Source organism: Streptomyces sp. NPDC012637 (genome assembly GCF_042954805.1).
Taxonomy (GTDB): Bacteria; Actinomycetota; Actinomycetes; order Streptomycetales; family Streptomycetaceae; genus Streptomyces.
In genome coordinates, this window is the sequence record NZ_JBIBDS010000002.1 from 1 (window position 1) to 23,652 (window position 23,652).

A 23,652-nucleotide genomic window follows, 5' to 3' on the forward strand; every position below is an offset into this window, starting at 1 on the left:
ACCCCCCCCCCCCCCCGCCCCCGCCCGGCCCCCCCCCCCCCCCGGCCCCCCCCCAACCCCCCCCCCCCCCCGCGCCGCGCCCCCGGGGCCCCCCCCCCCCCCGCCCCCCCCCCCCACCACCGGAAGGGGTGAATGCACGTAACTTTCCCACCCCGGTCGCGTTCCGTCGCGCTACGAGGCGGTTCGGTCACCCTCGGTCAGGACGCGGGCAATCGCGAGCGGGCTGGGGCGGGCGGCTGCCCGCGGCCCGGCGGGAGGTCAACTCCCGGGATGCACCCAGGGGTTGGGGCGGCACTCGACCCCGTCGATGTCCAGCGACTTCGTCTGCTGCTGCATGACGGGCGCGAGCGCGCCGGGCGTCCGGCAGCTCACGTGGCTGTGCCCGAGCCGGTGCCCGACCTCGTGGTTGATGAGCATCTGCCGGTAGGCGTGCATCGCTTCCGGACCGAAGGTGTCCGAACCCTGCGCCCACCGGAAGGCGTTGACCATCACGCGCTCGGTCGAGGCGGAGTCGCAGGAGACGTTGTCGACCGTGGTGTCCAGACCGGACTTCCGGCACCACTCGCCGGTGGTCCCGGGGCTTGCCAGGGTGATGACCCACTCCGGCTCGCCGCTGGAGATCCGCTCGAAGGTCATCTCGCCGTTCCCGGCCCAGCTGCGCCGGTCGTTGAGCGTCTTCTGCACCGCCTGCGCGAACAGCGCGCCGTCGAGCCCGAGGCCCTGCTCCACGTCGACGCGGTAGCGGATCTTGCGACCCTTCCCGGGCGCCTTGTCGAAGCCGGGCACGGCCTCGAACCTGCCCGAGCCGTCCATTCGCGGGTCGATCGGGAACTGGCGGGCCATCAGCTGCTCGTACGTCGGCGGCGCGGACGGCGGCGCCGACGGCGTACGGGCGGGACGGTCGTCCGAGCGGGAGGCCGGGCTCTCCACGCCGGCCCGGTCGGCGGGGCCGTCGGCCGCGCGGGCCTGCGGCGCACCACCGCCCCCGCCCTCGGTGACCTGGCCGGCCACGACCACGGCGAGCACGGTGGTGATCGCCGCCGCGGCGATGCCGGTGAGGGTGCGTCCGAGGCCACCGGAGCGCGCGGGCTGCCGCTCCGCGGCGGTCTCTTCCGTACCGGTACCGGTGCCCGCCGCCTCCGCCTCCTGCTCGTCCGCCCGCCGGGGCGGCGCCTCGCGGCGCGGGCCCGGGATGTAGGGAGCGGCGGGCACGGCGGTCTCACCGGTCTCGTCGTGGACGGGATGCCCGCCGCGCACGAAGGAGTCGTCGGCGTCCGGGTCGTACGGCCCCCGGTAGCGGGGCGTTCCGTGCATCGGCGTGTCGAACAGGGGCGCGGGGCCACGGCCCCGGGCGCCGTAGGCGGGTGTGCCGTGCGCCGGGGTGCCGTCGCACGCCGGAGTGCCGTGCGGCGGGGTTCCGTACGCGGGGGTGCCGTGGGCCGGGGTGCCGTCGTACGCGGGGGTGCCGCGGGCCGGAGTGCCGTAGCCCTGCGGGTAACTCTGCTGATCGTAGCCCTGGGGGCCGTACGGGCGCGGGGACTGCGGCGGCATCGGGGCCTGGAAGCCGGCCGGGTGCCGGGGGCCCGACTGGGGCCGAGGTCCGGCCGGGGGCCGGGGACCCGTCTGGGGCGGAGGTGCGGTCCGCGCCTGGGGCGCCGTCGGCGACTGACGGCCCGCCGGGGGCTGGGAGGCCACCGGGTTCTGGGTCCTCGGGCCCTGGGCGGCCGTCGGCGGCTGCTGGCCCTGCGACCTGCGGCGTCGCCCCGTCCCCGGCCTTCCGGCCTCCTGCTGCCCGGTGTCGGCCACCGGGGCAGCGGCCCCCTTGCGACTATGTCGTCCCACGGTCCGGCTCAGCTCCCGCCCTCGGCCGCGTCCCGCGCGGCATCGGTGATCAGCTCCCGGACCGCCGCGGCGACGGTCTCCGGATACTCCATCATGGCCACGTGGCCGGCCTCCGGAAGCGTGAGCAGCCGCGAGCCGCGGAACGCGGCGGCCGCCCGGCGCGCCATCCGGTAGCCGACGAGCTGGTCGCGCCCGCCGTAGACGAGGAGCGTCGGGGCGAGCACGCGCTCCGCCTGCCGCCACAGCCCGTGCTGGCCGCCCAGCGTGTACGCGTCGACGATGCCGCGCGAGGAGCGGGCCATCGCGTCCCAGAAGTACGGCAGCTCCAGGCGCCGTTCCATCTCCTCGACGGCGTGCCGGAAGCCCTCGTCGCTGACCCGCCCGGGATCGCCGTAACAGAGGGCCAGCACTCCGCGGACCCGCTGCTCCGCCGTCCAGTCCCTGGTGAGCTTCGCGAAGAGCGGGGCGATGCCGGGCAGCGCGAGCAGCGCGGTCGGCCAGGCGGTGCGCTGGGCGCGCAGCTCGGGCAGGGCCGGGGAGACCAGCGTGAGGGTGCGGACCAGGTCGGGCCGCACGGCGGCGACCCGGGTGGCGACCGCGCCGCCCATCGAGTTCCCGAACAGGTGCACCGGACCGCGGCCGGCGGCGTCGAGCAGTCGGATGACCGCCCGGGCGTGTCCCGTGACGGAGTAGTTGCCGTCGTCCGGCGGCGGCGAGTCGCCGAAGCCGGGCAGGTCGACCGCCTCGCCGTCCACGACGTCCGCGAGCAGCGGCATCAGGTCCGACCAGTTCTGCGAGGAGCCCCCGAGGCCGTGCACGTACAGCGCGGGCGGCAGACCGGGACGGACGCCGGGCCGGGAACGCACGCTCAGGGTGAGCCCGGGCAGTGCCACGGAGCGCAGCCGCTCGCCGTCGGCCACTCGCACGGCGCGCGGCCGGGTCGCGGGCGGTGCGGCGGTCCGGGTTTCCGGCAGCTCGGTCGAGGACATGGCAGCGATATTACGAGACGATCACGCCCGGGCGCGTGTGTGCGGCGTCACAGGATCGGGTGCGCCGCGCCTGAGGAGCTCCTAGGCTCGGAGATGAGGGTCATCGGACAGGACCCGCGGACCCGCCCCGCCGGAAGGAACCGCATGACTGTCGACCCGGACGAGCCGGACACATTCGCCGAGGAAGAGGACGACGTGCTCGACGAGGAGATCCCTGAGGCCGACGCGGCCGAACAGCACGCCGACCTGCAGCAGCGCGAGGACGAACCGCTCAGCCAGGTCAGGCGCGACACCGCGAACGACGCGGACGCCGTGGAGCAGGCGCGGGTCGTCGCGCTCGACGAGGACGACTACCGCTGACGACTTCGTCCCCAGCGGCTACGGCGACGGCTACGGCCCCAGGGGCCTTTCCCCTCTGTCGGCCGTCGGCTCACCGCCGCTGAGGGGCTTGCCTCCGACGGCGTGTACCGCCGACGGAGCAATGGCGGCTGCGCGGGCTGCCGATGCGTTCCCCGGGGCGTCCCGGCCTCACCGTCCCTCGTCGCCCCTGGCCGTTCGGCTGTCGTTGCACCGGCATTCCATTCGATTACATGACCATCTTGTTGCCCGCCGCCTCTCGCCCCGGGCGTCCGGTCCGTGAAATTCTGCGTTCGCACCGCGCACAGCCGGGTTACCCAAAAGTACGATGGCGGCGCGACGCCAATGCGCGCATGGATCGATCTTTGGGAGGCGGCGTGAGCGCCATCGAGCAGACAGAGGCAGCACGCCCTCGGGGCACGCGCCTGCCGCGCCGTGCCCGTCGGAACCAGCTCCTCGGCGCGGCCCAGGAGGTGTTCGTCGCCCAGGGGTACCACTCGGCGGCCATGGACGACATCGCCGAGCGGGCCGGAGTCAGCAAGCCGGTCCTCTACCAGCACTTCCCGGGCAAGCTGGAGCTCTACCTCGCCCTGCTCGACCAGCATTGCGAGGCGCTGCTCCAGTCGGTGCGGACGGCTCTCGGCTCCACCACCGACAACAAGCTCCGGGTCGCGGCGACCATGGACGCCTACTTCGCGTACGTGGAGGACGAGGGCGGCGCCTTCCGGCTGGTCTTCGAATCCGACCTGACCAACGAGCCGGCCGTGCGCGAGCGCGTCGACCGGGTGTCGCTGCAGTGCGCGGAGGCCATCTCCGACGTCATCGCCGAGGACACCGGCCTGTCCAAGGACGAGTCGATGCTGCTCGCCGTGGGCCTCGGCGGCGTGTCCCAGGTCGTGGCCCGCTACTGGCTCTCCAGCGAGTCCCCGATCCCCCGCGACAAGGCGGTGGCGCTGCTGACCTCGCTCGCCTGGCGCGGCATCGCGGGCTTCCCGCTGCACGGCGCGGAAGGCCAGCTGGCCGCCGAGGGGCACTGACGCGTCCGGCACGCGGGGCCGGGTGTTCGCTCTTGGCGTTGCCCGGCCGCGCCGTGTCCGTCCCCTTACCGGGCTAATGTGTGGCGAGTACGGCGCGGGACCCACGCGCAAGGCTGACGGTTCGGAGGGACATAGCCGTGGAGGTCAAGATCGGCGTGCAGTACGCACCCCGGGAGATCGTGCTGGAGAGCGGGCAGTCCGCCGAGGAGGTCGAGAGCGCGGTGGCCGCCGCACTGGCCGGCAAGTCGCCGCTGCTCAGCCTGACGGACGAGAAGGGTCGCAAGATCCTGGTACCGGCCGACAAGATCGCGTACATCGAGATCGGTGAGCAGGCGGTGCGCCGGGTGGGCTTCGGCGCCCTCTGAGCGACTCCGGGAGCGACTCCCGCATGTGAGAGGCCCGGTGGACTTCGGTCCGCCGGGCCTCTCGCGTGCGGCCGAACGCCCACGTCAGGGCGTACGGGGAGGATTGTCATCACGAGTGACCGGGTAGGACGGGTGTGACCGAACTGCCCGCCCCGCACCCCACGCGAGGTGATTCGCCCGTGTTCCTGGAAGCCCTCGGTGCCGCACTGCTCGGATTCGCCCTGGCCTGGGCCGCCGTTCACCGGCTCCCCGATCGCCTCCCCGCCCGCGTCGTCGTCCTGACGACGGGCGCGCTCGGCGGCGTCTTCGGCGCCCTGGTGACCCACGGGGCGCTCGGCCCCGGGCACTTCCTGGCCACCCTGATCGGTGCCGTGGCGGTGGCGGCGGTGCTGCTGTCGCTGCTGCTCCGTCCCGCCTCGCGCCGACTGCGCCGATCAGCCGCGGTCTGATCCGGCGGCCGCAGTCCGACCGGACCCCGGTCCGGTCATGCGGGACCGGGCCGGATCGGACTGGATCGGACCAGACGGGATCAGACCGATCCGAGCGGATCCGGTGATCCGGAGGGGGCCGGCAGAAGGGCCTTACGCGGCCAGGCCCAGCGCCGCCATCCGCTTGGTGTGCGCCTCGGTGATGCGGGAGAACATGCGGCCGACCTCCGCGAGGTCGAAGCCCGCGGCCATCCCGTCCACGCCGCCGACCAGCATCGTCGACAGCGCGTCGCGCTCGGCGACCACGCGCTGCGCCTGCGACAGGGCCTCGCCCATCAGGCGGCGGGCCCACAGCGCGAGCCGGCCGCCGACCCGCGGGTCGGCGTCGATCGCCGCGCGGACCTTCTCCACGGCGAAGTTGCCGTGACCGGTGTCGTCGAGGACGGAAAGCACCAGGGCACGGGTGTCGGTGTCGAGCCGGGCCGCGACCTCGCGGTAGAAGTCGCTCGCGATCGAGTCGCCGACGTAGGCCTTGACCAGGCCCTCCAGCCAGTCCGACGGCGCGGTCTGCCGGTGGAAGTCGTCCAGCGCCTTGGCGAAGGGCTCCATCGCGGAGGTCGGCTCGGCGTCCACGGCGGCGAGCCGGTCGCGCAGCTGCTCGAAGTGGTGGAACTCGGCGGAGGCCATCTTCGCCAGCTCCGCCTTGTCCGCGAGGGTCGGCGCCAGCTTGGCGTCCTCGGCGAGCCGCTCGAAGGCCGCGAGCTCGCCGTAGGCCAGCGCGCCGAGCAGGTCGATCACGGCGGCGCGGTACTGCGGCACGGCGGAGGCCGTGGCCCAGTCCTGGGCGGCGATACCGGTGGGTGTGGCGTTGTCAGGCGTCTCCATGAAGCGCACAATAGCCCGCCCCGCCGGGCGCCCGAGGCCCTGGTCGGAGAGCGGCCCGGTGGCGGCCCGGCTCCTTGAGGGCCAGGTGGGGCGCCCGTTGTCGGTGTGACCCCGGCCTCGCCGGGAATTCTCCCGACACACATGCGCGAATCCGGGGTACAGTGGTATTGCGCCTGCTGAGTATGCGGACATGCTTTCGCACGTTCGGACGTACTCCGTGGGCCGACTGATGAATGAGGATGCCCGGTCGGTGGCCCGATCGGCTCCGGCCCGACAGCCCTTCCTGCGGACCCGCGGAGGGGTCCCTCAGCGGCACGACGCTCGAGCGACGGCAGTGGTCCCGCGCCACCTGACGGTGATCTTCCCGGTCCCGTCGGCGGTTCCCGGCACGGTGAGACCCCCTTCGTTCGCCTCGCGCCGCGTCTCACAGAAGAGGCAGCACCCTGACTACGTTCCGAGACCTCGGGATTCTTCCCGAGACGGCCGAGGCCCTCGAGGCCGTCGGCATCGTTTCCCCCTTCCCCATCCAGGAGATGACCCTTCCGGTCGCCCTTTCCGGCACCGACGTCATCGGCCAGGCCAAGACCGGTACGGGCAAGACCCTCGGCTTCGGCCTCCCGCTCCTGGAGCGCGTCATCGTCCCCGCGGACGTCGAGGCCGGCCGGGCGCAGCCCGAGCAGCTGACCGACGCCCCGCAGGCGCTGATCGTCGTTCCCACCCGTGAGCTGTGCCAGCAGGTCACCAACGACCTCCTGACCGCCGGCAAGGTGCGCAACGTGCGCGTCCTCGCCATCTACGGCGGCCGGGCCTACGAGCCCCAGGTCGAGGCACTGAAGAAGGGCGTCGACGTGGTCGTCGGCACCCCCGGCCGCCTGCTCGACCTGGCCGGCCAGCGCAAGCTCGACCTCTCCCACGTCAAGGCGCTCGTCCTGGACGAGGCCGACGAGATGCTCGACCTGGGCTTCCTGCCCGACGTCGAGAAGATCATCAACATGCTTCCGGCGAAGCGCCAGACCATGCTGTTCTCGGCGACCATGCCGGGCGCGGTCATCGGCCTGGCCCGTCGCTACATGTCGAAGCCCACGCACATCCGCGCGACCTCGCCGGACGACGAGGGCGCGACCCACGCGAACATCACCCAGCACGTGCTCCGCGCCCACTCCATGGACAAGCCGGAGATGGTCGCCCGCATCCTGCAGGCCCGCGGCCGCGGTCTCGCGATGATCTTCTGCCGTACGAAGCGCACGGCCGCCGACATCGCCGAGCAGCTCGAGCGGCGCGGCTTCGCCTCCGGCGCGGTCCACGGCGACCTCGGCCAGGGCGCCCGCGAGCAGGCGCTGCGCGCCTTCCGCAACGGCAAGGTCGACGTGCTCGTCGCCACCGACGTGGCCGCGCGCGGCATCGACGTCGAGGGCGTCACGCACGTCATCAACTACCAGTCCCCCGAGGACGAGAAGACCTACCTGCACCGCATCGGCCGCACCGGCCGCGCGGGTGCGAGCGGCACGGCGATCACGCTGGTCGACTGGGACGACATCCCGCGCTGGCAGCTGATCAACAAGGCGCTGGAGCTGAACTTCAACGACCCGGTCGAGACGTACTCCAGCTCGCCGCACCTGTACGAGCTGCTCGACATCCCCGAGGGCACCAAGGGCATCCTGCCGCGTTCCGAGCGCACCCGCGCCGGCCTCGACGCGGAGGAGCTCGAGGACCTCGGCGAGCCCGGCGGCCGCCGTGGCCGCGCCCCGCGCCCGGAGAAGACCGAGGAGCGCCCGGCCCGCACCCGTACGCCGCGCCAGCGCCGTCGTACCCGCGGCGGTGCCACGGTCGCCGACGAGGCGGTCGCCGCCACCGAGCAGACCACCGCCCCGTCCGCCGACGCGGCCGACTCCGCGGAGGCTCCGGCCGGCCCGCGCCGGCCGCGCCGCCGTCGCACGCGCGGCGCCGCCCCGTCGGGAGGCATCCCGGTCGCGGGCGCCCAGCCGACGACGGTCGCCGCGACCGCGGTGACGGAGGCCCCGGCCACCGAGGCTCCCGCGGTGGAGGCCCCTGTCGCCGAGACGTCCGTCGCTGAGACGTCCGCCGCCGAGACCGTCGTGACGGAGCCGCGCACGCGGCGCCGTACGCGCAAGCCGCAGACGGAGAAGGTCGTCGAGACGGCCCCGGCCGCCAAGGCCGCTCCCGCCGCCGAGACGGCCCCGGCCGCCGAGGCCGTACCTGCCGCCGAGACCGCTCCCGCCGCCAAGGCTGCTCCGGCTGTCGAGGCGCCCGCCGCCGTCGAGGCACCCGCCGAGTCCAGGCCGCGTCGGCGTCGTGGCCGTGGCGCGCGTCCGGAGGCCACCGAGCCGGTGGCCGCCGCGCCCGCTCCGGTCGAGGCACCGGCCCCGCGCCGGCGCCGGGTGCGCCCGCGTCCGGTCGAGGACACCGTGACCTTCCAGACGGTCGAGACGGCCGCCGCCGCGCTGGCCGCCACCGCGCCCACCGCGACGGTGCCCGCGCAGGCGACCGCCGAATCGAAGGCCGCCGCGCCGAAGACCGTCGTGTCGAAGGCCGCCGCGCCGAAGACCGTCGAGCCGAAGGCCGCTGCTCCGGTCGCCACCGCCGTGACGGTGCCGGCGCAGGCCGCCGAGCCCGTGCCCGCCGCCGCGCCGTCGGCGCCCCGGGCGCGTCGCCGCGCGACCCGCCCGGTGACCAGCACGGCCCCGGCCGTCGAGGCCCCGGCCGCGCCGGAGCCGGTCGTCGCCGCCCCGGTCGAGGAGCCGAAGCCGCGTCGCCGGGCGACCCGCCGGGCGTCGAGCCCGGTGACGTCGACTCCGGGCACGGGTGCCGTGGTGGTCGTCGAGGCCGCGCCGGCCGAGGTCGTCGAGGAGCCGAAGAAGGCCGCCCCGCGCAAGCGGGCCGCCAAGAAGGCCGTCGCGTCGGCCGAGACCGCCGCCGAGGTCACCGAGGCCCCGCGCAAGCGCACCACCCGGAAGGCCGCCGCCAAGCCGGAGGCCGTGGAGGCCGCCGCCGTCGCGGAGCCGAAGAAGGCGGCGCCGCGCAAGCGGGTCGCCAAGAAGGTCGCCGAGGCCGTGGCCGAGGTGGTCGAGGCCGTCGAGGCCGCGCCGAAGGCCCCGCGCAAGCGGGCCGCCAAGAAGGCCGTCGCGGCCGAGGCGCCGGACGCGTCGGAGCCGAAGACCCCGGCGACCCGTCGCCGTACGACCAAGAAGGCCGTGGCCGAGCAGCCCGCCGAGGGCACGGAGGCCGCACCCAAGGCCCCGCGCAAGCGCGTCGCCAAGAAGGCCGCCGCCCAGCCGGAGGCGTAACTCCGGCACGTCCCACCCCAGCGGCCCGGCCCTCGGAAACGAGTGCCGGGCCGCGGTGCGTGCGCGGACCACCGCCCGCGCCGACGCCGGCGGGCGCTGCGGTTACAGTCCCTGTATGAGCAAGCCCCGGTCCCTCGCGTTGCCGCCCCGTACTCGTGGCTACCGGCTGTCCACCGCGCGCGGCGAGTTCGCCGTGCTCGACACCGAGGCCGCCGGGCAGCGGCACGGGACCGTGTTGCTGCTGCCGGGGTACACCGGGAGCAAGGAGGACTTCCTCGCGCTCCTCGGACCGCTCGGTGAGGCCGGGTACCGCGCGGTCGCCGTCGACGGGCGCGGGCAGCACGAGTCGCCCGGGCCGCGTGGCCGGGCCGCGTACCGGCGGAAGGCGCTGGCGCTCGACGTGGTGGCGCAGGCGGCGGCGCTCGGGGACGGGCCGGTGCATCTGCTCGGGCACTCGTTCGGCGGGCTCGTGGCCCGCGCGGCGGCGGGGCTCGCGCCCGACGCGTTCGCCTCGCTGACGCTGCTGTCCTCCGGGCCGGGCCGGGTGGCCCGCCCCCAGCGGGTCCGGGTCCTGGTGCTGCGGGGCGCGCTCGCGCTGCTGCCGAAGGAGCGGGTGTGGCGGGCGACGCGCTGGCTGGACAGCCGGGGCGAGGAGCCGGGCGTGTCGGATCCGCCGGAGATCGTGCGGTTCCTGCGGCGGCGCTGGATGCGGACCCGGATCGCCCAGCTCTCGGGCGCGGGCCGGCTGCTGCTCGGCGACCCGGACGGCACCGCGGCCCTGCGCGCGCTGCCGTTCCCGCTGCACATCGCGTACGGCGACGAGGAGACCGTCTGGCCGGTGCCGGAGCTGGCGGCGGCCGCCGCCCGTACCGGCGCTCACCACACCGTGGTGAACGGCGCCGGCCACTCTCCCAACGTCTCCCACCCGCGGGAGCTGGCGGAGCGGCTCGCCGCGTTCTGGGACGGGATCCCGGGGCGGATCGCCGCGGAAGCGGAAGCCGAGGCGCGGCGCGCCCCGGTGACGACGACCGTCATCGCCACCGCGAACACCAGCAATCCGGACGAAGCGCGCCCGTAACGCGCGTCGGCGAGGATGGTCGTACCGGCCCCCGTTTCCCGGGTGCCGCGCAGCCCGGTTCCGGCGTCGCCGTCGCCGTCGGCCCGGCCCTACCCGCCAGTATTTAGCCAGCCGAAAAATTTCCTTAGCGTAGGGAATGTTTGCAGGCTGCATGCCGTTGGAGACATACGTAACCCAGTTCTCCATCAGGAGGAACACCTCAGACGAAGGGAGAAGCCCATGCGCTTCGAAATCCTGCGACTCGACGACATCGACGGCACGCCCGTCGACCGGACCGTCGTGGACGCCGCCTCCGTCAACGGGATCGTGCAGCAGGCCGCCGCTATCGGCCAGCGCATTTGGATCCGCCCGGCCGAAACCGCGGCCTCGTAGGCCCACGGCCAGACCACACGCACCGCGCCCCCGCACGGACTCCGTCATCGGAATCCGTACGGGGGCGCAGTGGCGTCCGGCGGCGGGCAGGGGCGTCAGGCGCCCTGGATCACCTGGGTGACGCCGTTGATGATCTGCTGCACGGCGATCGCGGCGAGCATCATGCCCGCCAGGCGCGTCACCAGGACCACGCCACCGTCCTTGATCACCCGGATGATCAGCAGCGAGTAGCGCATGGTCAGCCACAGCACCACGTGCATGGCGACGATCGCCGCCCAGACGGATACCTGCGCGGCGGCGCCGTCGGCGTGCTGCACGGCGAGGATGACCGACACGATCGCGCCGGGACCGGCGAGCAGCGGCATGCCGAGCGGCACGAGCGCGACGTTGACGTCCTTGGTCTGCTTGGGCTCGTCGGTCTGACCGGTGAGCAGGCTCAGCGCGATCAGCAGCAGGAGCAGACCGCCCGCGATCATCAGCGCGGGGACGGAGACGTGCAGATAGGCGAGGATCTGCTGGCCCAGGACGCCGAAGACGCTGATGACGCTGAAGGCGACGGCCACGGCCTGCCAGGCCATGCGCCGCTGGACCTTGGCGGCACGGCCGGAGGTGAGGGCGAGGAAGATCGGGGTGATCCCGGGCGGATCCATGATCACGAAGAGGGTCAGGAAGAGCGAGCCGAAGACGGCGACGTCGAACACGGTGAAGGGCCTTGCGGGAAAGGGGTGTACACGAACGTCCGGAACCAGGGATTCCGGGGAGTGGGCAGGGTGACGCCCGACGGGAAGTCGTCAGAAGGCGGGCGGAGGGCCGAGGGCACCCGCTCCAGGCCGCCACGACACCGCGGCACCACGACGGGGCGGCACCTGTGCCGAAGGGCACGGGAGACCGACGAGCCGCGGAGCCGGGCCCCGGGCGAGGGGAGCTCGGCCGGCCGGACGGGCCCTAGGCGCGTCCGCCCGCGCCCGGCACCGGGAAGGCGCCGGCGGCACGGCGGGTGATCTCGCCGTAGATCTCGGGGTCGGTGGTGAAGTCGCCGAGGCCGATGGTCTTGCGGCTGCCGTGGTAGTCGCTGGAGCCGGTGGCCAGCAGCCCCAGCTCCTTGGCCAGGCCGCGCAGTCGCGCCCGGGTCGGCTCGTCGTGGTCCATGTGGTCCACCTCGATGCCGTCGAGACCGGCCTCGGCCAGCTCGGCGATGGCGGACTCGGGCACGCACTCGCCGCGCTTGACCGCCAGCGGGTGGGCGAAGACGGTGACGCCGCCTGCCGCCTTGACCAGACGGATGGCGTCGACCGGGTCCAGCTCGTGCTTCTCGACGAACGCCCGCCCGCCGTCGGCCAGCCACTCGGACGTGAAGGCGCCGGAGACGTCCGGCACCACACCGAGCTCGACCAGCGCCTCCGCGACGTGCGGGCGGCCCACGGAACCGTCGCCGGCGATCCGGGCGACCTGCTCCCAGGTGACGGGGACGCCGAGCTCCTGGAGCTTGCCGACCATCGCGCGGGCCCGCGGCACCCGGTCGTCCCTGACGAGCTCGCGCTCGGCGAGGAGGGCGGGCTCCTCGGGGTCGAAGAGGTACGCCAGCATGTGCAGGCTCACGCCGTCGTAGCGGCAGGAGAGCTCGGCGCCGGTGACGAGGGTGAGCCCCTCGGGCAGGGCGGCGATCGCCTCCCCGTAGCCGCGCGTGGTGTCGTGGTCGGTCAGCGCGACCACGTCGAGCCCGGCGGCGGCCGCGTTGCGGACCAGCTCGGCCGGGGTGTCCGTACCGTCGGAGGCCGTGGAGTGGGTGTGCAGATCGATGCGCACGACGCGTGACTCCAAAGGGGCTCTGGGCGGACGGAAGGGACGCTCCAGCATAACGGGCGAACCAAGCACACACGTACGGATCCCCTGGAGCCGTCGCCCCTTACCGCACGCTCCCCCGCGGCCGGCCGTCCGCCCGGCCCCGGAACCGCTCCGATCCGGAAGAGACAGCCTAGCTAGGCCAGCAGCCGCGGTGTCAGCGCACCGCACGGCAGCAGTTCGACCTCGGAGCCCGCGTCCCGCAGGTCGGTGAGGACCAGCTCGTCGTACATCAGCAGTCCCGACTGCTCGGGCCAGACGATCGCCCACAGCCACAGACCACGCGCCTCGCCGGCGAAGACGGCCCGGTCCTGCGGGGCTCCGTTGACGTGCCAGAGCGGTGTGGGGCGGCCGGCGGCGAGCACCTTGACCTGTGGCGGCTTGTCGATGGCCATGCCGGGTCCGGGATCCGGCCCGTCCATGCCGGCGTACCGGGCGCCGAGGCCGACGCCGAGCTCCTCGGCGACGAGCAGCAGCTCCCCGATGCCGCCGAGCGGGCCGGGTCCCGAGCAGGCCACGGCGGTCGCACGGCCGCCGCTGCGGTCGTCACCGGCGTACGCGACCCCCGTGAAGAGCCAACCGACGGGCAGGGGCCACGGCATCCACACCGGCACGTGGGCCCGGTGCACGACGACACCGAGGCCCTCGACGCTGGGCGGGATCACGGGTTGTAGCGGGTGCACCGAGCCGTGCACGTCGCACTGCCAGGAGTCGGCGAAGAGACCGGGCGCCCTGACCCGGCCACCGCACTTCGGGCAACTGGGTTCGCCCCTCATAGGGCTCAACGGTCCTACCGCTTCGGCCCCGCGTCAAGGACGATCACCGATGATCACCCGTCCGGCCGGAGCCGTTCACCCTCGACCATGGAGCGTTCAGGACGGAACAGGACGGAACAGGACGGAAGCCGATTCGAGCGGACCTCCGGGAATCCGCGAGCGGATCGCGAGCCCCCGGCCTCGGAGCTCAGTCCAGGGTCACCGACCTGCGCAGCGGATCGCGCAGGTCCGTGCCGTTCGCGAGCCAGCGCTCCTCCAGGGCCTTCGCCCCGTGCACCCGCTTCCACGCGGCCTCGTTCGAGGTCATCGGCAGCAGCGGCAGGAACCGCACCGGGTCCATGGGGTCGTCGAGTTCGAGGTCCTCCACCAGGCCGCCCGGTTCGGCGACGAGGACGGAGCTGAAAGCGGCGTCCGGCCACAGCGGCTCGCCCACGTCGAGCGAGGCACCCGGAGCGACGACCACTCCTTCCACCTGCGGGGTGGCGGCGAGCACCGCGAGCGGGCGCAGCACCTTGTCGGTGTCGGCGCGTCCGGACCGTACGGAGAGCACCAGTTCGGCGCGGGGACCCTTGACCGGGTCGGCGAGCACCGCGGTCGGGTCGGCCATCGGCTGCGCGGACATCCCGAGGGTCGCGTAACGCACGAGACCGGCCTCGGCGTCGATGAACCGGAGCACCTCGATCCGGTCGGTGCCGAGGAAGGTGATCGCGGCGCGCGCGTCCGGCTCGCCGAGGGCCGTGCGCAGCCGGGCCTCGACCAGAGCGAGAATTTCTGCCATGCGGCGAGCATAAAGCGCGTATGGAACGGGCAAAGTAAGGGATTGACCCTCAGTCGGCTGATAGTCTTTGCCACTGGTCGGGATTCCCGACTGCTCGTCACACGTCATCCCTCACGAGGGACCGGCCGGAGGAGGTGGGACTGCGATGGACCGAAGTCGATCGGGCAGTACCAGCCGCTCTTCCGCCGCCCCGCACCCCAGCCCGGTGCGTTCCTCCCTCCGGTGACGTGAGGACCCTCGCAGGTTCCTTCCATCCCGGCAGCTCGCACGACGGAAGAGCACCCCTCTTTGCCTGTCTGTAGCGAACGCCGTCACCGCGATCCTCCGGTGCCGCCCGCTTTGTGGACGACGCAAGCACCACGTCCCCATTCCGGGCTGTGCCACGCTCGCCGACGGCCTCTCCGTGAAGGAGCACGCCCATGTCGATGATCCGGGACCTGCGCGCCGCCGTCCGTCCGTCGCTGCTGCACCCGCTGCGCAGGACCGCCCCGGCCGCCTCCTCCCCGTACGCCAACTACGACGCCACCCGCGACCCCACGGCCGCGAGCGCCGTCGTCGACTGCGCCGTCTACCGCGACGGCCGCCGGGTGGACGACCGCGCCTGCCTGACGCCGCGCGGCGCGATGCGTCAGGTGCGGGAGAGCGGCGGCTTCGCCTGGATCGGCCTGCACGAGCCGACCGAGGCCGAATTCGCAGGTATCGCCGCCGAGTTCGGGCTGCACCCGCTCGCCGTCGAGGACGCCGTCCACGCCCACCAGCGGCCCAAGCTGGAGCGGTACGACGACACCCTCTTCACCGTCTTCAAGACGATCCACTACGTCGAGCACGCCGAACTCACCGCCACCAGCGAGGTCGTGGAGACCGGCGAGGTCATGGTGTTCACCGGCCCCGACTTCGTCATCACCGTCCGGCACGGCGGCCAGGGCTCGTTGCGCAACCTCCGCCACCGCCTCCAGAGCGAGCCGGAACTCCTCGCCAAGGGCCCCTCCTCCGTGCTGCACGCCATCGCCGACCACGTCGTCGACGGCTACATCGCGGTCGCGGACGCGGTCGAGCTCGACATCGACCAGCTGGAGATCGACGTCTTCTCGCCGGCCGCCAAGGGCGCCACGCGCGGCGCCGACACCGGCCGGATCTACCAGCTCAAGCGCGAGGTGCTGGAGTTCAAGCGGGCCGTCACGCCGCTGCTGCGCCCGATGCAGCTGCTCAGCGAGCGGCCGATGCGACTGGTGGACCCCGACATCCAGAAGTACTTCCGGGACGTCGCCGACCACCTCGCCCGCGTCCAGGAGCAGGTCGTCGCCTTCGACGAACTGCTCAACTCGATCCTCCAGGCGAACCTGGCGCAGGCGACCGTCGCGCAGAACGAGGACATGCGCAAGATCACCTCGTGGGCGGCGATCGTCGCCGTCCCGACGGCGGTCTGCGGCGTGTACGGCATGAACTTCGACCACATGCCGGAACTGCACTGGAAGTACGGCTACCCGATGGTGCTCGGCGGCATCGCCGTGATCTGCTTCGCCATCCACCGCACCCTCAAGCGCAACGGCTGGCTGTAGGCGGCGGAGCGCGGTCGATAGGCTTCGGCCATGACCGACAAGCTGCTCACCGGCGCCCTCGTCGAGGAGGCCGCCAAGAAGTCCGGCCTCATCTGGGTGCGGGGTGAGGCCCCCGCCGCCCGGCCGCTCTGGCACGTGTGGCACGACGGCGCCGCGCACGTCGTCGGTGACGGCCCGGGCGAGCAGCCGCTCCCCGGGCTGCGGGACGGCGGGACCGCCGAGGTCACCGTGCGCAGCAAGGACAAGGGCGGCCGGATCGTCGCCTGGACCGCCGACGTACGCGAGCTGACGCCGGGTACGGAGGAGTGGGACGCGGCCGTCGCCGAGCTCAAGGGCAAGCGGCTGAACGCGCCCGACGGCGAGGCGATGCCGGAGCGCTGGGCGCGCGAGTGCCGGCTGGTGCGGCTCGACCCGCGCGCCTCGACGACCGAACTGCCGGACGGCTCGCTGGCCGCCGTACCGCTGCCGTCCCCGGGGATCACCCGCCGGCCGATCCCGGCGGGTCTGCCGAAGCTGCTCCTGAAGCGCAAGCGCCGCAAGCCCCAGGCGTAGACCCGGGGCGCCAGCCTGGGGGCGCGAGCCTGGGGGCGCGAGCCTGGGGGCGCGAGCCTGGGGGCGCGAGCCTGGGGGCGCGAGCCCCGGGGGGCGCGGGCCCGGGGGGCGCGGGCCCGGGCGGGCCCGGGGGCGCGTAGTCCGGGGCGCGAGCCCCGGGCCTACGGCGCTTGCACGGCCGGCCCGAGGCGCGGGCGCCGCGGGCAGGGCGCTACGTCCGGGGCAGCTGCTTCCCGTAGTCGAGGGTCTGGCCCTTCGCGGGCTCGGTGAGCGGGAAGTCCTTGTCCCACTCGGACAGGATCACCACGCCCGCGCCGCCGCCGCGCGCGAAGCGCAGCGGGAAGGGCGTGCCCTCCAGGGAGACGTCTAGGGAGCCGCCCTCGCCGTCCTCGCCTCCCTTGACGTTGATGGTGCGCACGCCGCCGATCTTGTCGTGGTCGCCCTTGACGAGGTCGCCGTGCAGCCCGATGAGGCCGTCGAGCAGCAGGTTCATGTCGGTGAAGCCGCGCAGCTGCTTGTACGACGGGTCGTCCTCGGGCACCTTCACGTACATGTCGTCGAGCTTGTCGGCGGCCTCGGAACCGGCGTCGTCGGAGCCCGGACCGGAGGCCGAGGAAGGCGCGGCCGACGGCTTGCCGTCGCTGTCGTCGTGTTCCCAGAAGGCCGCGTCCGCCTTCAGATAGAGCGCGTCGCCGACCCGCAGCAGCTCGAAGGTGCTGTTCTTGGTGGTCACCGAGCCCGCCGCGCCGTCGTCCTTCAGACGCATGTTGAGCTTGTACGTGCCGCCCTTGCTGACCAGCGTCCCGGACAGCCGTACCGCCTTCGCCGCGTCCGCCGCCGACTGGGCCTTGTCCTCGATCGCCGTCGCGTCGAGCTTCCCGACGCCGTTGGTCCCCTCGTCGGGGTCGGCCGCGCAGGCGGTCAGCGCCGAGGCGATGCCGACGCACAGCGCCAGCGGAACCACGGCCCCGCGGATGCGCGAGGGAGGACGGAGCACGGTCACCTGGGCACCTCTCGAGTCGGTGGGGGCGGGCCGGCGGGAACCGGAGCCGGTGGGGGACGGCAGACCGCAGCGTACCCGGGCCGGGTGACCGCTCCGCAGGCAGCCGGACGGGCGCTCTGCCGAAGCGGGGCCGGTCGCCACGGGCTAGCCTGAACCCGGCAAGCCGGGCAAGGAACCCGGACCGACCCGAATCGTGCGACATCGAGGAGGCGCGTGGCATGGCGGCAGGCGCCCCCCGGATCTTCGTCTCCCACCTCGCCGGGGTCCCCGTCTTCGATCCGGTCGGCGACCAGGTGGGCCGGGTCAGCGACCTGGTGGCGATGCTGCGCGTGGGCCGCCGGCCGCCGCGGCTGCTCGGCATGGTCGTCGAGGTGCTGTCCCGGCGCCGGGTCTTCGTGCCCATGACCCGGATCACCGGCGTCGCGTCCGGGCAGGTCATCACCACGGGCGTGGTGAACATGCGCCGCTTCGAGCAGCGCCCCACCGAGCGGCTGGTGCTCGGCGAGCTGCTCGACCGGCGGGTGACGCTGGTGGAGACGAACGAGGAGGTCACCGTCCTCGACGTGGCGATCCAGCAGCTGCCCGCCCGCCGCGACTGGGAGATCGACAAGGTCTTCGTGCGGCGCGGCAAGGGCGGGGCGCTGCGCCGCAAGGGCGAGGCGCTCACCGTCGACTGGTCCGCGGTCACCGGCTTCTCCCTGGAGGAGCACGGACAGGGCGCCGAGAACCTGGTCGCCACCTTCGAGAGGCTGCGCCCCGCCGACCTCGCCAACGCGCTGCACCACCTGTCCCCGAAGCGGCGCGCCGAGGTGGCCGCGGCCCTCGACGACGACCGGCTCGCCGACGTCCTGGAGGAGCTGCCGGAGGACGACCAGATCGAGATCCTGGGCAAGCTCAAGGAGGAGCGGGCCGCCGACGTCCTGGAGGCGATGGACCCGGACGACGCGGCCGACCTGCTCTCGGAGCTGCCGGAGGAGGACAAGGAGCGGCTGCTGACGCTGATGCAGCCGGAGGACGCGGCCGACGTGCGCCGGCTCATGGCGTACGAGGAGCGCACCGCGGGCGGCCTGATGACCACCGAGCCGATCGTGCTGCGTCCGGACGCCACGGTCGCCGACGCGCTGGCCCGGGTGCGCCAGCAGGACCTCTCCCCCGCGCTCGCCGCGCAGGTGTACGTGTGCCGGCCGCCGGACGAGACGCCGACCGGCAAGTACCTGGGCACCGTGCACTTCCAGCGGCTGCTGCGGGACCCGCCGTTCACGCTGGTGAGCTCGCTCGTGGACAGCGATCTGCCGCCGCTCGGCCCGGACACCCCGCTGCCCGCCGTGACCAGCTATTTCGCCGCGTACAACCTCGTGGCGGCGCCGGTGGTGGACGAGAGCGGATCGCTGCTCGGGGCGGTGACGGTCGACGACGTCCTCGACCACCTCCTGCCGGAGGACTGGCGGGAGACGGAGTTCCACGAGGAGGGGGCGCACGGTGGCTGAGCGCGCTCAGGAGCGGGACCGGGAGCGGGAGCGGGAGCGGACGCTGCCGAGGATCCGGCTCGACCAGCCCCGGGTGCGGCGTGCGCGGCTGCTCCCGGAGTACGACCCGGAGGCGTTCGGGCGGCTGTCGGAGCGGATCGCCCGCTTCCTGGGGACGGGGCGCTTCCTCGTCTGGATGACCCTGACCATCCTGGTCTGGGTGCTGTGGAACATCTTCGCCCCGCAGCCGCTGAGGTTCGACGAGTACCCGTTCATCTTCCTGACCCTCGCGCTGTCCCTCCAGGCCTCGTACGCGGCCCCCCTGATCCTGCTCGCGCAGAACCGTCAGGACGACCGGGACCGGGTCAACCTGGAGCAGGACCGCAAGCAGAACGAGCGCTCGATCGCCGACACCGAGTACCTGACCCGGGAGATCGCGGCGCTGCGGATGGGCCTGGGCGAGGTGGCCACCCGCGACTGGATGCGCTCGGAGCTCCAGGACCTCCTGAAGGAGCTGGAGGACCGGAACGGAGAGCGGCACGGAGAGCGCCGCGATCTATTCCCGGCGGACGGCTCCCGCCGAAGTGACGTACCCGACCGTTGACAAGCTTTCATCAGCCGGTGCCCGTCGCCGTACCATCTCTCTATGGCTACGGAAGACGCGGTGCTCGAAGCACTGGCGACGGTGAACGACCCCGAGATCAACAAACCGATCACCGAGCTCGGCATGGTCAAGTCGGTGGAGATCGGTGACGACGGCAAGGTCGCCGTCACGGTCTACCTCACCGTCTCCGGCTGCCCGATGCGCGACACGATCACCCAGCGCGTCACGGACGCCGTATCCCGCGTCGAGGGCGTCACCGGCGTCGACGTCGCGCTGGACGTGATGAGCGACGAGCAGCGCAAGGAGCTGGCGTCGGCGCTGCGCGGCACCACCGCCGAGCGCGAGGTCCCGTTCGCCAAGCCGGGCTCGCTGACCCGGGTCTACGCGGTCGCCTCCGGCAAGGGCGGCGTCGGCAAGTCCTCGGTGACGGTGAACCTGGCGGCGGCGATGGCGGCCGACGGTCTGAAGGTCGGTGTCGTGGACGCCGACATCTACGGCCACAGCGTGCCGCGCATGCTGGGCGCGGACGGCCGTCCGACCCAGGTCGAGAACATGATCATGCCGCCGTCGGCGAACGGCGTGAAGGTCATCTCCATCGGCATGTTCACCCCGGGCAACGCGCCGGTCGTCTGGCGCGGCCCGATGCTGCACCGCGCGCTCCAGCAGTTCCTCGCGGACGTGTACTGGGGCGACCTGGACGTGCTGCTGCTCGACCTGCCGCCGGGCACCGGCGACATCGCGATCTCCGTCGCGCAGCTCGTGCCGAACGCGGAGATCCTGGTCGTCACCACCCCGCAGCAGGCCGCGGCCGAGGTCGCCGAGCGGGCCGGCTCGATCGCCGTGCAGACCCACCAGAAGATCGTCGGCGTGGTCGAGAACATGTCGGGCCTGCCGTGTCCGCACTGCGACGAGATGGTCGACGTGTTCGGCACGGGCGGCGGCCAGAAGGTCGCGGACGGCCTGACGAGGACCACGGGCGCGACCGTCCCGGTCCTCGGCTCCATCCCGATCGACGTGCGCCTGCGCGAGGGCGGCGACGAGGGCAAGCCGGTCGTCATCACCGATCCCGACTCTCCCGCGGGCTCCGCCCTGCGCGCCATCGCCGGCAAGCTCGGCGGCCGCCAGCGCGGCCTGTCGGGCATGAGCCTGGGCATCACGCCGCGCAACAAGTTCTGAGACGAGGTGAAAGGGCGCCCCGCACGCGTGCGGGGCGCCCTTTCACGTGTCGTCGGGCGTACGGGGGCGTGCGGAGGCGTGCGGGTCGGGTGGGCGCGCCCAGGGCGTACGGGTCAGGCGTACGCGCCCAGGTCCTTCACCTGCGCGAAGCCCAGGCCGTACGCGCTCATGCCCCGCCCGTACGCGCCGATGTGGACGCCGGGGGCCGAGCCGGCGAGCACCCAGCCGAACTCGGACTCGCGGTAGTGGAAGGGCACCGGCACGCCGTCCACGGGCAGGGACAGCGTCGACCAGGCGGGGCCTTCGAGGTCGTCGGCGAGCTCGAAGGCCGTCTCCGTCTGCTGGTCCAGCCAGTTGTCCCGGCGGGCGTGGTCGAGCTGGGCGGGCCAGGTGTGGGCGAGGAGGCCGGAGCCGGCCAGCCAGGCCGCGGAGGAGACCGTGGTGGCGTCCAGGACGCCGGTGCCGTCGCCGGAGCGGCGTACGGGGTTGGCGGCGACCGTCACGACGATCGCGAAGCGCTCCTTCTCCGCGCTGCCGGCCTCGGACTTTATCGACGGCTCGTCACCGTGGCCCATCGAGCCGTGCTGGACGGTGCCGTCCGCCGCCGTGCCGATCTGCATCAGCCGGCGCGGTCCGGTGAACGCCTCGTCGAGCCCGTACCAGGCGAAGGGTGCGCGCAGAAAGCCGTCGGCTTCCACCCGACTCGTCGTCTTCATCTCGGCCGCCTCCTCGTTGCGTCAACAGAGGGAGGATAGCCACCTGGACGCAGTGGGTCGGTGACAGGCCGTCGTCAGGTGGCGTCCGAGTCGTACGGCGGGCGCTCGTTGTTGTCCGGCTTGTCCTGCTTCTTCAGCAGGTCGGGGCTGCTGCCGTTGACCGCCGCGGGCGCGGGGGCGGGCGTGGACTCGCGGCCGTGGACGGCGTCGGCGACGTCGTTCATCTCCTTCTTGAGGTCGAAGGAGGAGCGGAGCTCGTTCAGCTCCTTCAGGTCCTCGTTCTCCGCGAGCTGCTTGCGGAGGAAGGTCTTGGGGTTGAGGTCCTCGAACTCGAAGTCCTTGAACTCCGGGCCGAGCTCGCTGCGGATGTCCTGCTTGGCGCTGTCCGAGAACTCGCGGATCTTGCGGATGAAGCGCGAGACGTCCTGGATCACCTTCGGCAGCTTTTCGGGTCCGAAGATGAGCACGGCGAGCACCACGAGCGTCACCAGCTCGAGTGCGCCTATGTCGCTGAACACCCTGTAGCTCCTTCTCGCCGGTCCCGGGCGGCCCGCTCCACGGTACCCGCCGAAACCGTCCGGCGGGTACAGCGTGGTGTCCTGCACATGGCCTCTAGGCGGCCCACCAGGGGCCCGCTAGCCGCCCGTGGAGGAGCCCAGGGTCAAGGTCTTTGTCTGCTCTTTGCCGTCGCGGGTCAGGGTCAGCTTCAGCCGGTCGCCGGGGCGGTGGGCGCGGATCTTCACGATCAGCTCCTCGCCGCTGTGGACGCGCTGGCCGTCGACCTTGGTGATCACGTCGCCGGGGTGGATGCCGGCCTTGGCGGCGGGGCCGCCGGGCGTGACGGACGCGGTGCCGCCCTTGCCCTTGTCGCCGACGCGGGCGCCGTCGCCGGTGTACGCCATGTCGAGGCTGACGCCGATGACCGGGTGGGTGGCCTTGCCGGTGTTGATCAGCTCCTCGGCGACCCGCTTGCCCTGGTTGATCGGGATGGCGAAGCCGAGGCCGATGGAGCCGGACTGGCCGCCGCCCTCGCCGGCGGAGCCGTTGCCCGCGGCTCGGATGGCGCTGTTGATGCCGATGACCCGGGCCTGGGAGTCGACGAGCGGGCCGCCGGAGTTGCCGGGGTTTATCGGGGCGTCGGTCTGGAGCGCGTCGACGTAGCTGACGTCGCTGCCGTCGCCCTTCTCGCCGCCGGCGGTGATCGGCCGCTCCTTGGCACTGATGATGCCGGAGGTCACGGTGTTGGACAGGTCGAAGGGCGCGCCGATGGCGACGACGGGGTCGCCGACGCGGACGCTGTCGGAGTTGCCGAGCGGCAGCGGCTTGAGGCCGGAGACGCCACGGACCTGGATCACGGCGAGGTCGTAGCCGGTGTCGCGGCCGATGAGCTTGGCGCGGGCCGACTCGCCGTTGCTGAACGTGACGGAGATCTCGCCGGAGGAGGCCGCGGCGTCCACCACGTGGTTGTTGGTGAGGATGTGGCCGCGGGTGTCGAGCACGAAGCCGGTGCCGGTGCCGGAGGAGCCGCTGCCGCTGACGTGGATGGTGACGACGCTGGGCAGCGCCTTGGCGGCGACCGCGGCGACGCTGCCGGGGGCGCGGTCGGTGTCCTCGGCGCCGGCCTGGGGCAGTTCGACGGAGGTGAGGCCGCCGTTGCGCTCGACGTAGGCGCCGACGCCGCCGCCGATGACGCCGGTCACGAGGGCGAAGGCGAGGGCACCGGCGAAGGCGAGGCCGCGCCGCGGCTTCCGGGGCGGCTTCCCCTCGGCGGCGAGCGGCTGGGTGCCCCACGGGTCGTACGCGGGCGTCACGGGCGTCATGGGCGGGGCGGGCTGCATCGGCGCGGGCGCCGGGTGCGACGCCGGGGCCGGTATGGGGGCCGGTCCCTGGCCCATGGGCGGCGCCGGTACGGGACGCTGCACCGGGGGCGCGGGCGCCCACGGTCCCGGCTCGCCGTAGGGCGGCGTCCGGTAGGGATCGGGGGCGTGCAACGGCTGCTGCGCGGTCTGCGGCACGTGAGCCGGTACGGGCTCGGGCGCGGGCGCGGATTCAGACGCCGGTTCGGGCGCGGGCGCATGCTCGGGCGCGGGCGCGGGTTCGGGCGCCCGTACGGGCTCGGGCGCGGGCTCCGCGAGCGGCGCGGCGGGCTCGGGCGCGGATGCGGCCGTGGCTTCCGGCGCGGCGGGCTCGGGCACCGGGACGGGCTCGGGCGCGGACCCCGGTACCGGCCCGCGCTCGGGATCGGTCGCCGGTACGGGCCCGGGCTCGGGTGCCGCGGGGGACTCCGGCGCGGGGGCCGGGGTCGCCGGGGCGGCGAGGGTGAAGTCGGCGTCGTCGGCCGGCTCAGGCGGCCCGGCGGGTGCCTCGGGTGTCGTCGGTGTGCTCGACGGCCGGCTCCACCATGTCGGCTTCCCGTTCTTCATGCTCTCCCCGCAACGGATGACCTGTCCGCGCCGCCCGCTTCACCGGGCGGCGCGCCCCTGCCCCTGGATTCAACCAGGTTGGATTCAACCAGGTCGCCG

23 protein-coding genes are annotated in these 23,652 nt (G+C 73.5%); 12 read left to right on the top strand and 11 right to left on the bottom strand.

The window, feature by feature from the left end; all coding sequences use genetic code 11:
- Positions 1 to 258: 258 nt before the first annotated feature.
- Positions 259 to 1,551, bottom strand: a complete 1,293-nt coding sequence (locus tag ACFY8W_RS08055) for a DUF3152 domain-containing protein (protein WP_391101822.1) — start codon at positions 1,549 to 1,551, stop codon at positions 259 to 261.
- A gap of 299 nt (positions 1,552 to 1,850) precedes the next feature.
- A complete protein-coding gene (locus ACFY8W_RS08060; RefSeq protein WP_391101825.1) occupies positions 1,851 to 2,831 on the bottom strand; it encodes an alpha/beta fold hydrolase in 981 nt (326 codons plus the stop codon).
- Positions 2,832 to 2,975: 144 nt separating this feature from the next.
- Between ACFY8W_RS08060 and ACFY8W_RS08065 the strand changes: the two genes are divergently transcribed.
- From ACFY8W_RS08065 to ACFY8W_RS08080, 4 genes are all read left to right on the top strand, one after another.
- A complete protein-coding gene (locus tag ACFY8W_RS08065) occupies positions 2,976 to 3,191 on the top strand; it encodes a hypothetical protein (RefSeq protein WP_391101827.1) in 216 nt (71 codons plus the stop codon).
- 374 nt (positions 3,192 to 3,565) lie between these two features.
- Complete coding sequence (locus ACFY8W_RS08070) at positions 3,566 to 4,225, top strand: TetR family transcriptional regulator (RefSeq protein WP_391101830.1); 660 nt, start codon at positions 3,566 to 3,568, stop codon at positions 4,223 to 4,225.
- 137 nt (positions 4,226 to 4,362) lie between these two features.
- Positions 4,363 to 4,590 (top strand): DUF3107 family protein, encoded by a 228-nt coding sequence (locus ACFY8W_RS08075; RefSeq protein WP_391101833.1) that lies wholly within the window; start codon positions 4,363 to 4,365, stop codon positions 4,588 to 4,590.
- A gap of 179 nt (positions 4,591 to 4,769) precedes the next feature.
- Positions 4,770 to 5,039 carry a hypothetical protein gene (locus ACFY8W_RS08080; protein ID WP_309548381.1) on the top strand — a complete coding sequence of 90 codons (270 nt, stop codon included), beginning with the start codon at positions 4,770 to 4,772 and terminating at the stop codon, positions 5,037 to 5,039.
- A gap of 132 nt (positions 5,040 to 5,171) precedes the next feature.
- On the opposite strand, the gene ACFY8W_RS08085 is transcribed toward ACFY8W_RS08080, so the two are convergent.
- Complete coding sequence (locus ACFY8W_RS08085) at positions 5,172 to 5,903, bottom strand: ferritin-like fold-containing protein (protein ID WP_391101836.1); 732 nt, start codon at positions 5,901 to 5,903, stop codon at positions 5,172 to 5,174.
- A 533-nt stretch (positions 5,904 to 6,436) separates the two neighbouring features.
- Here ACFY8W_RS08085 and ACFY8W_RS08090 point away from each other — a divergent pair.
- The 3 genes from ACFY8W_RS08090 to ACFY8W_RS08100 all read left to right on the top strand — a co-directional run bounded on the left by ACFY8W_RS08090 (position 6,437) and on the right by ACFY8W_RS08100 (position 10,658).
- Complete coding sequence (locus ACFY8W_RS08090; RefSeq protein WP_391101839.1) at positions 6,437 to 9,208, top strand: DEAD/DEAH box helicase; 2,772 nt, start codon at positions 6,437 to 6,439, stop codon at positions 9,206 to 9,208.
- A gap of 115 nt (positions 9,209 to 9,323) precedes the next feature.
- On the top strand, positions 9,324 to 10,286 hold the full coding sequence (locus ACFY8W_RS08095; protein WP_391101842.1) for an alpha/beta fold hydrolase: 963 nt from the start codon (positions 9,324 to 9,326) through the stop codon (positions 10,284 to 10,286).
- 219 nt (positions 10,287 to 10,505) lie between these two features.
- Positions 10,506 to 10,658 carry a hypothetical protein gene (locus ACFY8W_RS08100; RefSeq protein ID WP_391101844.1) on the top strand — a complete coding sequence of 51 codons (153 nt, stop codon included), beginning with the start codon at positions 10,506 to 10,508 and terminating at the stop codon, positions 10,656 to 10,658.
- A gap of 95 nt (positions 10,659 to 10,753) precedes the next feature.
- Here ACFY8W_RS08100 and ACFY8W_RS08105 read toward each other — a convergent pair whose 3' ends face one another.
- From ACFY8W_RS08105 to ACFY8W_RS08120, 4 genes are all read right to left on the bottom strand, one after another.
- Entirely contained in the window at positions 10,754 to 11,359 is a 606-nt protein-coding gene (locus ACFY8W_RS08105) for a MarC family protein (RefSeq protein WP_391101847.1), read from the bottom strand.
- A 244-nt stretch (positions 11,360 to 11,603) separates the two neighbouring features.
- Complete coding sequence (locus ACFY8W_RS08110; RefSeq protein WP_391101850.1) at positions 11,604 to 12,464, bottom strand: PHP domain-containing protein; 861 nt, start codon at positions 12,462 to 12,464, stop codon at positions 11,604 to 11,606.
- A 173-nt stretch (positions 12,465 to 12,637) separates the two neighbouring features.
- Complete coding sequence (locus ACFY8W_RS08115) at positions 12,638 to 13,276, bottom strand: DUF6758 family protein (protein ID WP_391101852.1); 639 nt, start codon at positions 13,274 to 13,276, stop codon at positions 12,638 to 12,640.
- Positions 13,277 to 13,463: 187 nt separating this feature from the next.
- Positions 13,464 to 14,054, bottom strand: coding sequence for a suppressor of fused domain protein (locus ACFY8W_RS08120; protein ID WP_391101855.1), 591 nt, complete (start codon positions 14,052 to 14,054; stop codon positions 13,464 to 13,466).
- Between the two features lie 419 nt (positions 14,055 to 14,473).
- Between ACFY8W_RS08120 and ACFY8W_RS08125 the strand changes: the two genes are divergently transcribed.
- Positions 14,474 to 15,613: a CorA family divalent cation transporter gene (locus ACFY8W_RS08125; protein ID WP_391101858.1), complete on the top strand. Its 1,140-nt coding sequence runs from the start codon at positions 14,474 to 14,476 to the stop codon at positions 15,611 to 15,613.
- Positions 15,614 to 15,643: 30 nt separating this feature from the next.
- Entirely contained in the window at positions 15,644 to 16,165 is a 522-nt protein-coding gene (locus ACFY8W_RS08130; protein WP_391101861.1) for a hypothetical protein, read from the top strand.
- Between the two features lie 211 nt (positions 16,166 to 16,376).
- Here ACFY8W_RS08130 and ACFY8W_RS08135 read toward each other — a convergent pair whose 3' ends face one another.
- Positions 16,377 to 17,168, bottom strand: a complete 792-nt coding sequence (locus tag ACFY8W_RS08135; protein WP_391101863.1) for a hypothetical protein — start codon at positions 17,166 to 17,168, stop codon at positions 16,377 to 16,379.
- 218 nt (positions 17,169 to 17,386) lie between these two features.
- Here ACFY8W_RS08135 and ACFY8W_RS08140 point away from each other — a divergent pair, with 218 nt between their 5' ends.
- The 3 genes from ACFY8W_RS08140 to ACFY8W_RS08150 are packed head-to-tail and all read left to right on the top strand — an operon-like array spanning position 17,387 to position 20,414.
- On the top strand, positions 17,387 to 18,655 hold the full coding sequence (locus ACFY8W_RS08140; RefSeq protein ID WP_391101866.1) for a magnesium transporter MgtE N-terminal domain-containing protein: 1,269 nt from the start codon (positions 17,387 to 17,389) through the stop codon (positions 18,653 to 18,655).
- Complete coding sequence (locus tag ACFY8W_RS08145) at positions 18,648 to 19,238, top strand: DUF1003 domain-containing protein (RefSeq protein WP_391101868.1); 591 nt, start codon at positions 18,648 to 18,650, stop codon at positions 19,236 to 19,238. Before ACFY8W_RS08140 ends, ACFY8W_RS08145 begins: the two co-directional genes overlap by 8 nt.
- A 42-nt stretch (positions 19,239 to 19,280) precedes the next feature.
- Entirely contained in the window at positions 19,281 to 20,414 is a 1,134-nt protein-coding gene (locus ACFY8W_RS08150) for a P-loop NTPase (RefSeq protein ID WP_391101870.1), read from the top strand.
- Between the two features lie 113 nt (positions 20,415 to 20,527).
- Here ACFY8W_RS08150 and ACFY8W_RS08155 read toward each other — a convergent pair whose 3' ends face one another.
- From ACFY8W_RS08155 to ACFY8W_RS08165, 3 genes are all read right to left on the bottom strand, one after another.
- Positions 20,528 to 21,130, bottom strand: coding sequence for a hypothetical protein (locus ACFY8W_RS08155; RefSeq protein WP_391101872.1), 603 nt, complete (start codon positions 21,128 to 21,130; stop codon positions 20,528 to 20,530).
- 74 nt (positions 21,131 to 21,204) lie between these two features.
- Complete coding sequence (locus tag ACFY8W_RS08160) at positions 21,205 to 21,648, bottom strand: sec-independent translocase (protein WP_391101874.1); 444 nt, start codon at positions 21,646 to 21,648, stop codon at positions 21,205 to 21,207.
- A gap of 117 nt (positions 21,649 to 21,765) precedes the next feature.
- Positions 21,766 to 23,553, bottom strand: a complete 1,788-nt coding sequence (locus ACFY8W_RS08165) for a trypsin-like peptidase domain-containing protein (RefSeq protein ID WP_391101876.1) — start codon at positions 23,551 to 23,553, stop codon at positions 21,766 to 21,768.
- Positions 23,554 to 23,652 lie beyond the last annotated feature (99 nt).

Excerpts from the sequence above, each read along its gene's own strand:
- ACFY8W_RS08055 (WP_391101822.1), bottom strand. The coding sequence starts at position 1,551 with ATGCCGCCGCAGTCCCCGCGCCCGTACGGCCCCCAGGGCTACGATCAG.
- ACFY8W_RS08060 (WP_391101825.1), bottom strand. The coding sequence starts at position 2,831 with ATGTCCTCGACCGAGCTGCCGGAAACCCGGACCGCCGCACCGCCCGCG.
- ACFY8W_RS08065 (WP_391101827.1), top strand. The coding sequence starts at position 2,976 with ATGACTGTCGACCCGGACGAGCCGGACACATTCGCCGAGGAAGAGGAC.
- ACFY8W_RS08085 (WP_391101836.1), bottom strand. The coding sequence starts at position 5,903 with ATGGAGACGCCTGACAACGCCACACCCACCGGTATCGCCGCCCAGGAC.
- ACFY8W_RS08090 (WP_391101839.1), top strand. The coding sequence starts at position 6,437 with ATGACCCTTCCGGTCGCCCTTTCCGGCACCGACGTCATCGGCCAGGCC.
- ACFY8W_RS08095 (WP_391101842.1), top strand. The coding sequence starts at position 9,324 with ATGAGCAAGCCCCGGTCCCTCGCGTTGCCGCCCCGTACTCGTGGCTAC.
- ACFY8W_RS08100 (WP_391101844.1), top strand. The coding sequence starts at position 10,506 with ATGCGCTTCGAAATCCTGCGACTCGACGACATCGACGGCACGCCCGTC.
- ACFY8W_RS08115 (WP_391101852.1), bottom strand. The coding sequence starts at position 13,276 with ATGAGGGGCGAACCCAGTTGCCCGAAGTGCGGTGGCCGGGTCAGGGCG.
- ACFY8W_RS08120 (WP_391101855.1), bottom strand. The coding sequence starts at position 14,054 with ATGGCAGAAATTCTCGCTCTGGTCGAGGCCCGGCTGCGCACGGCCCTC.
- ACFY8W_RS08125 (WP_391101858.1), top strand. The coding sequence starts at position 14,474 with ATGTCGATGATCCGGGACCTGCGCGCCGCCGTCCGTCCGTCGCTGCTG.
- ACFY8W_RS08130 (WP_391101861.1), top strand. The coding sequence starts at position 15,644 with ATGACCGACAAGCTGCTCACCGGCGCCCTCGTCGAGGAGGCCGCCAAG.
- ACFY8W_RS08140 (WP_391101866.1), top strand. The coding sequence starts at position 17,387 with ATGGCGGCAGGCGCCCCCCGGATCTTCGTCTCCCACCTCGCCGGGGTC.
- ACFY8W_RS08150 (WP_391101870.1), top strand. The coding sequence starts at position 19,281 with ATGGCTACGGAAGACGCGGTGCTCGAAGCACTGGCGACGGTGAACGAC.
- ACFY8W_RS08155 (WP_391101872.1), bottom strand. The coding sequence starts at position 21,130 with ATGAAGACGACGAGTCGGGTGGAAGCCGACGGCTTTCTGCGCGCACCC.
- ACFY8W_RS08165 (WP_391101876.1), bottom strand. The coding sequence starts at position 23,553 with ATGAAGAACGGGAAGCCGACATGGTGGAGCCGGCCGTCGAGCACACCG.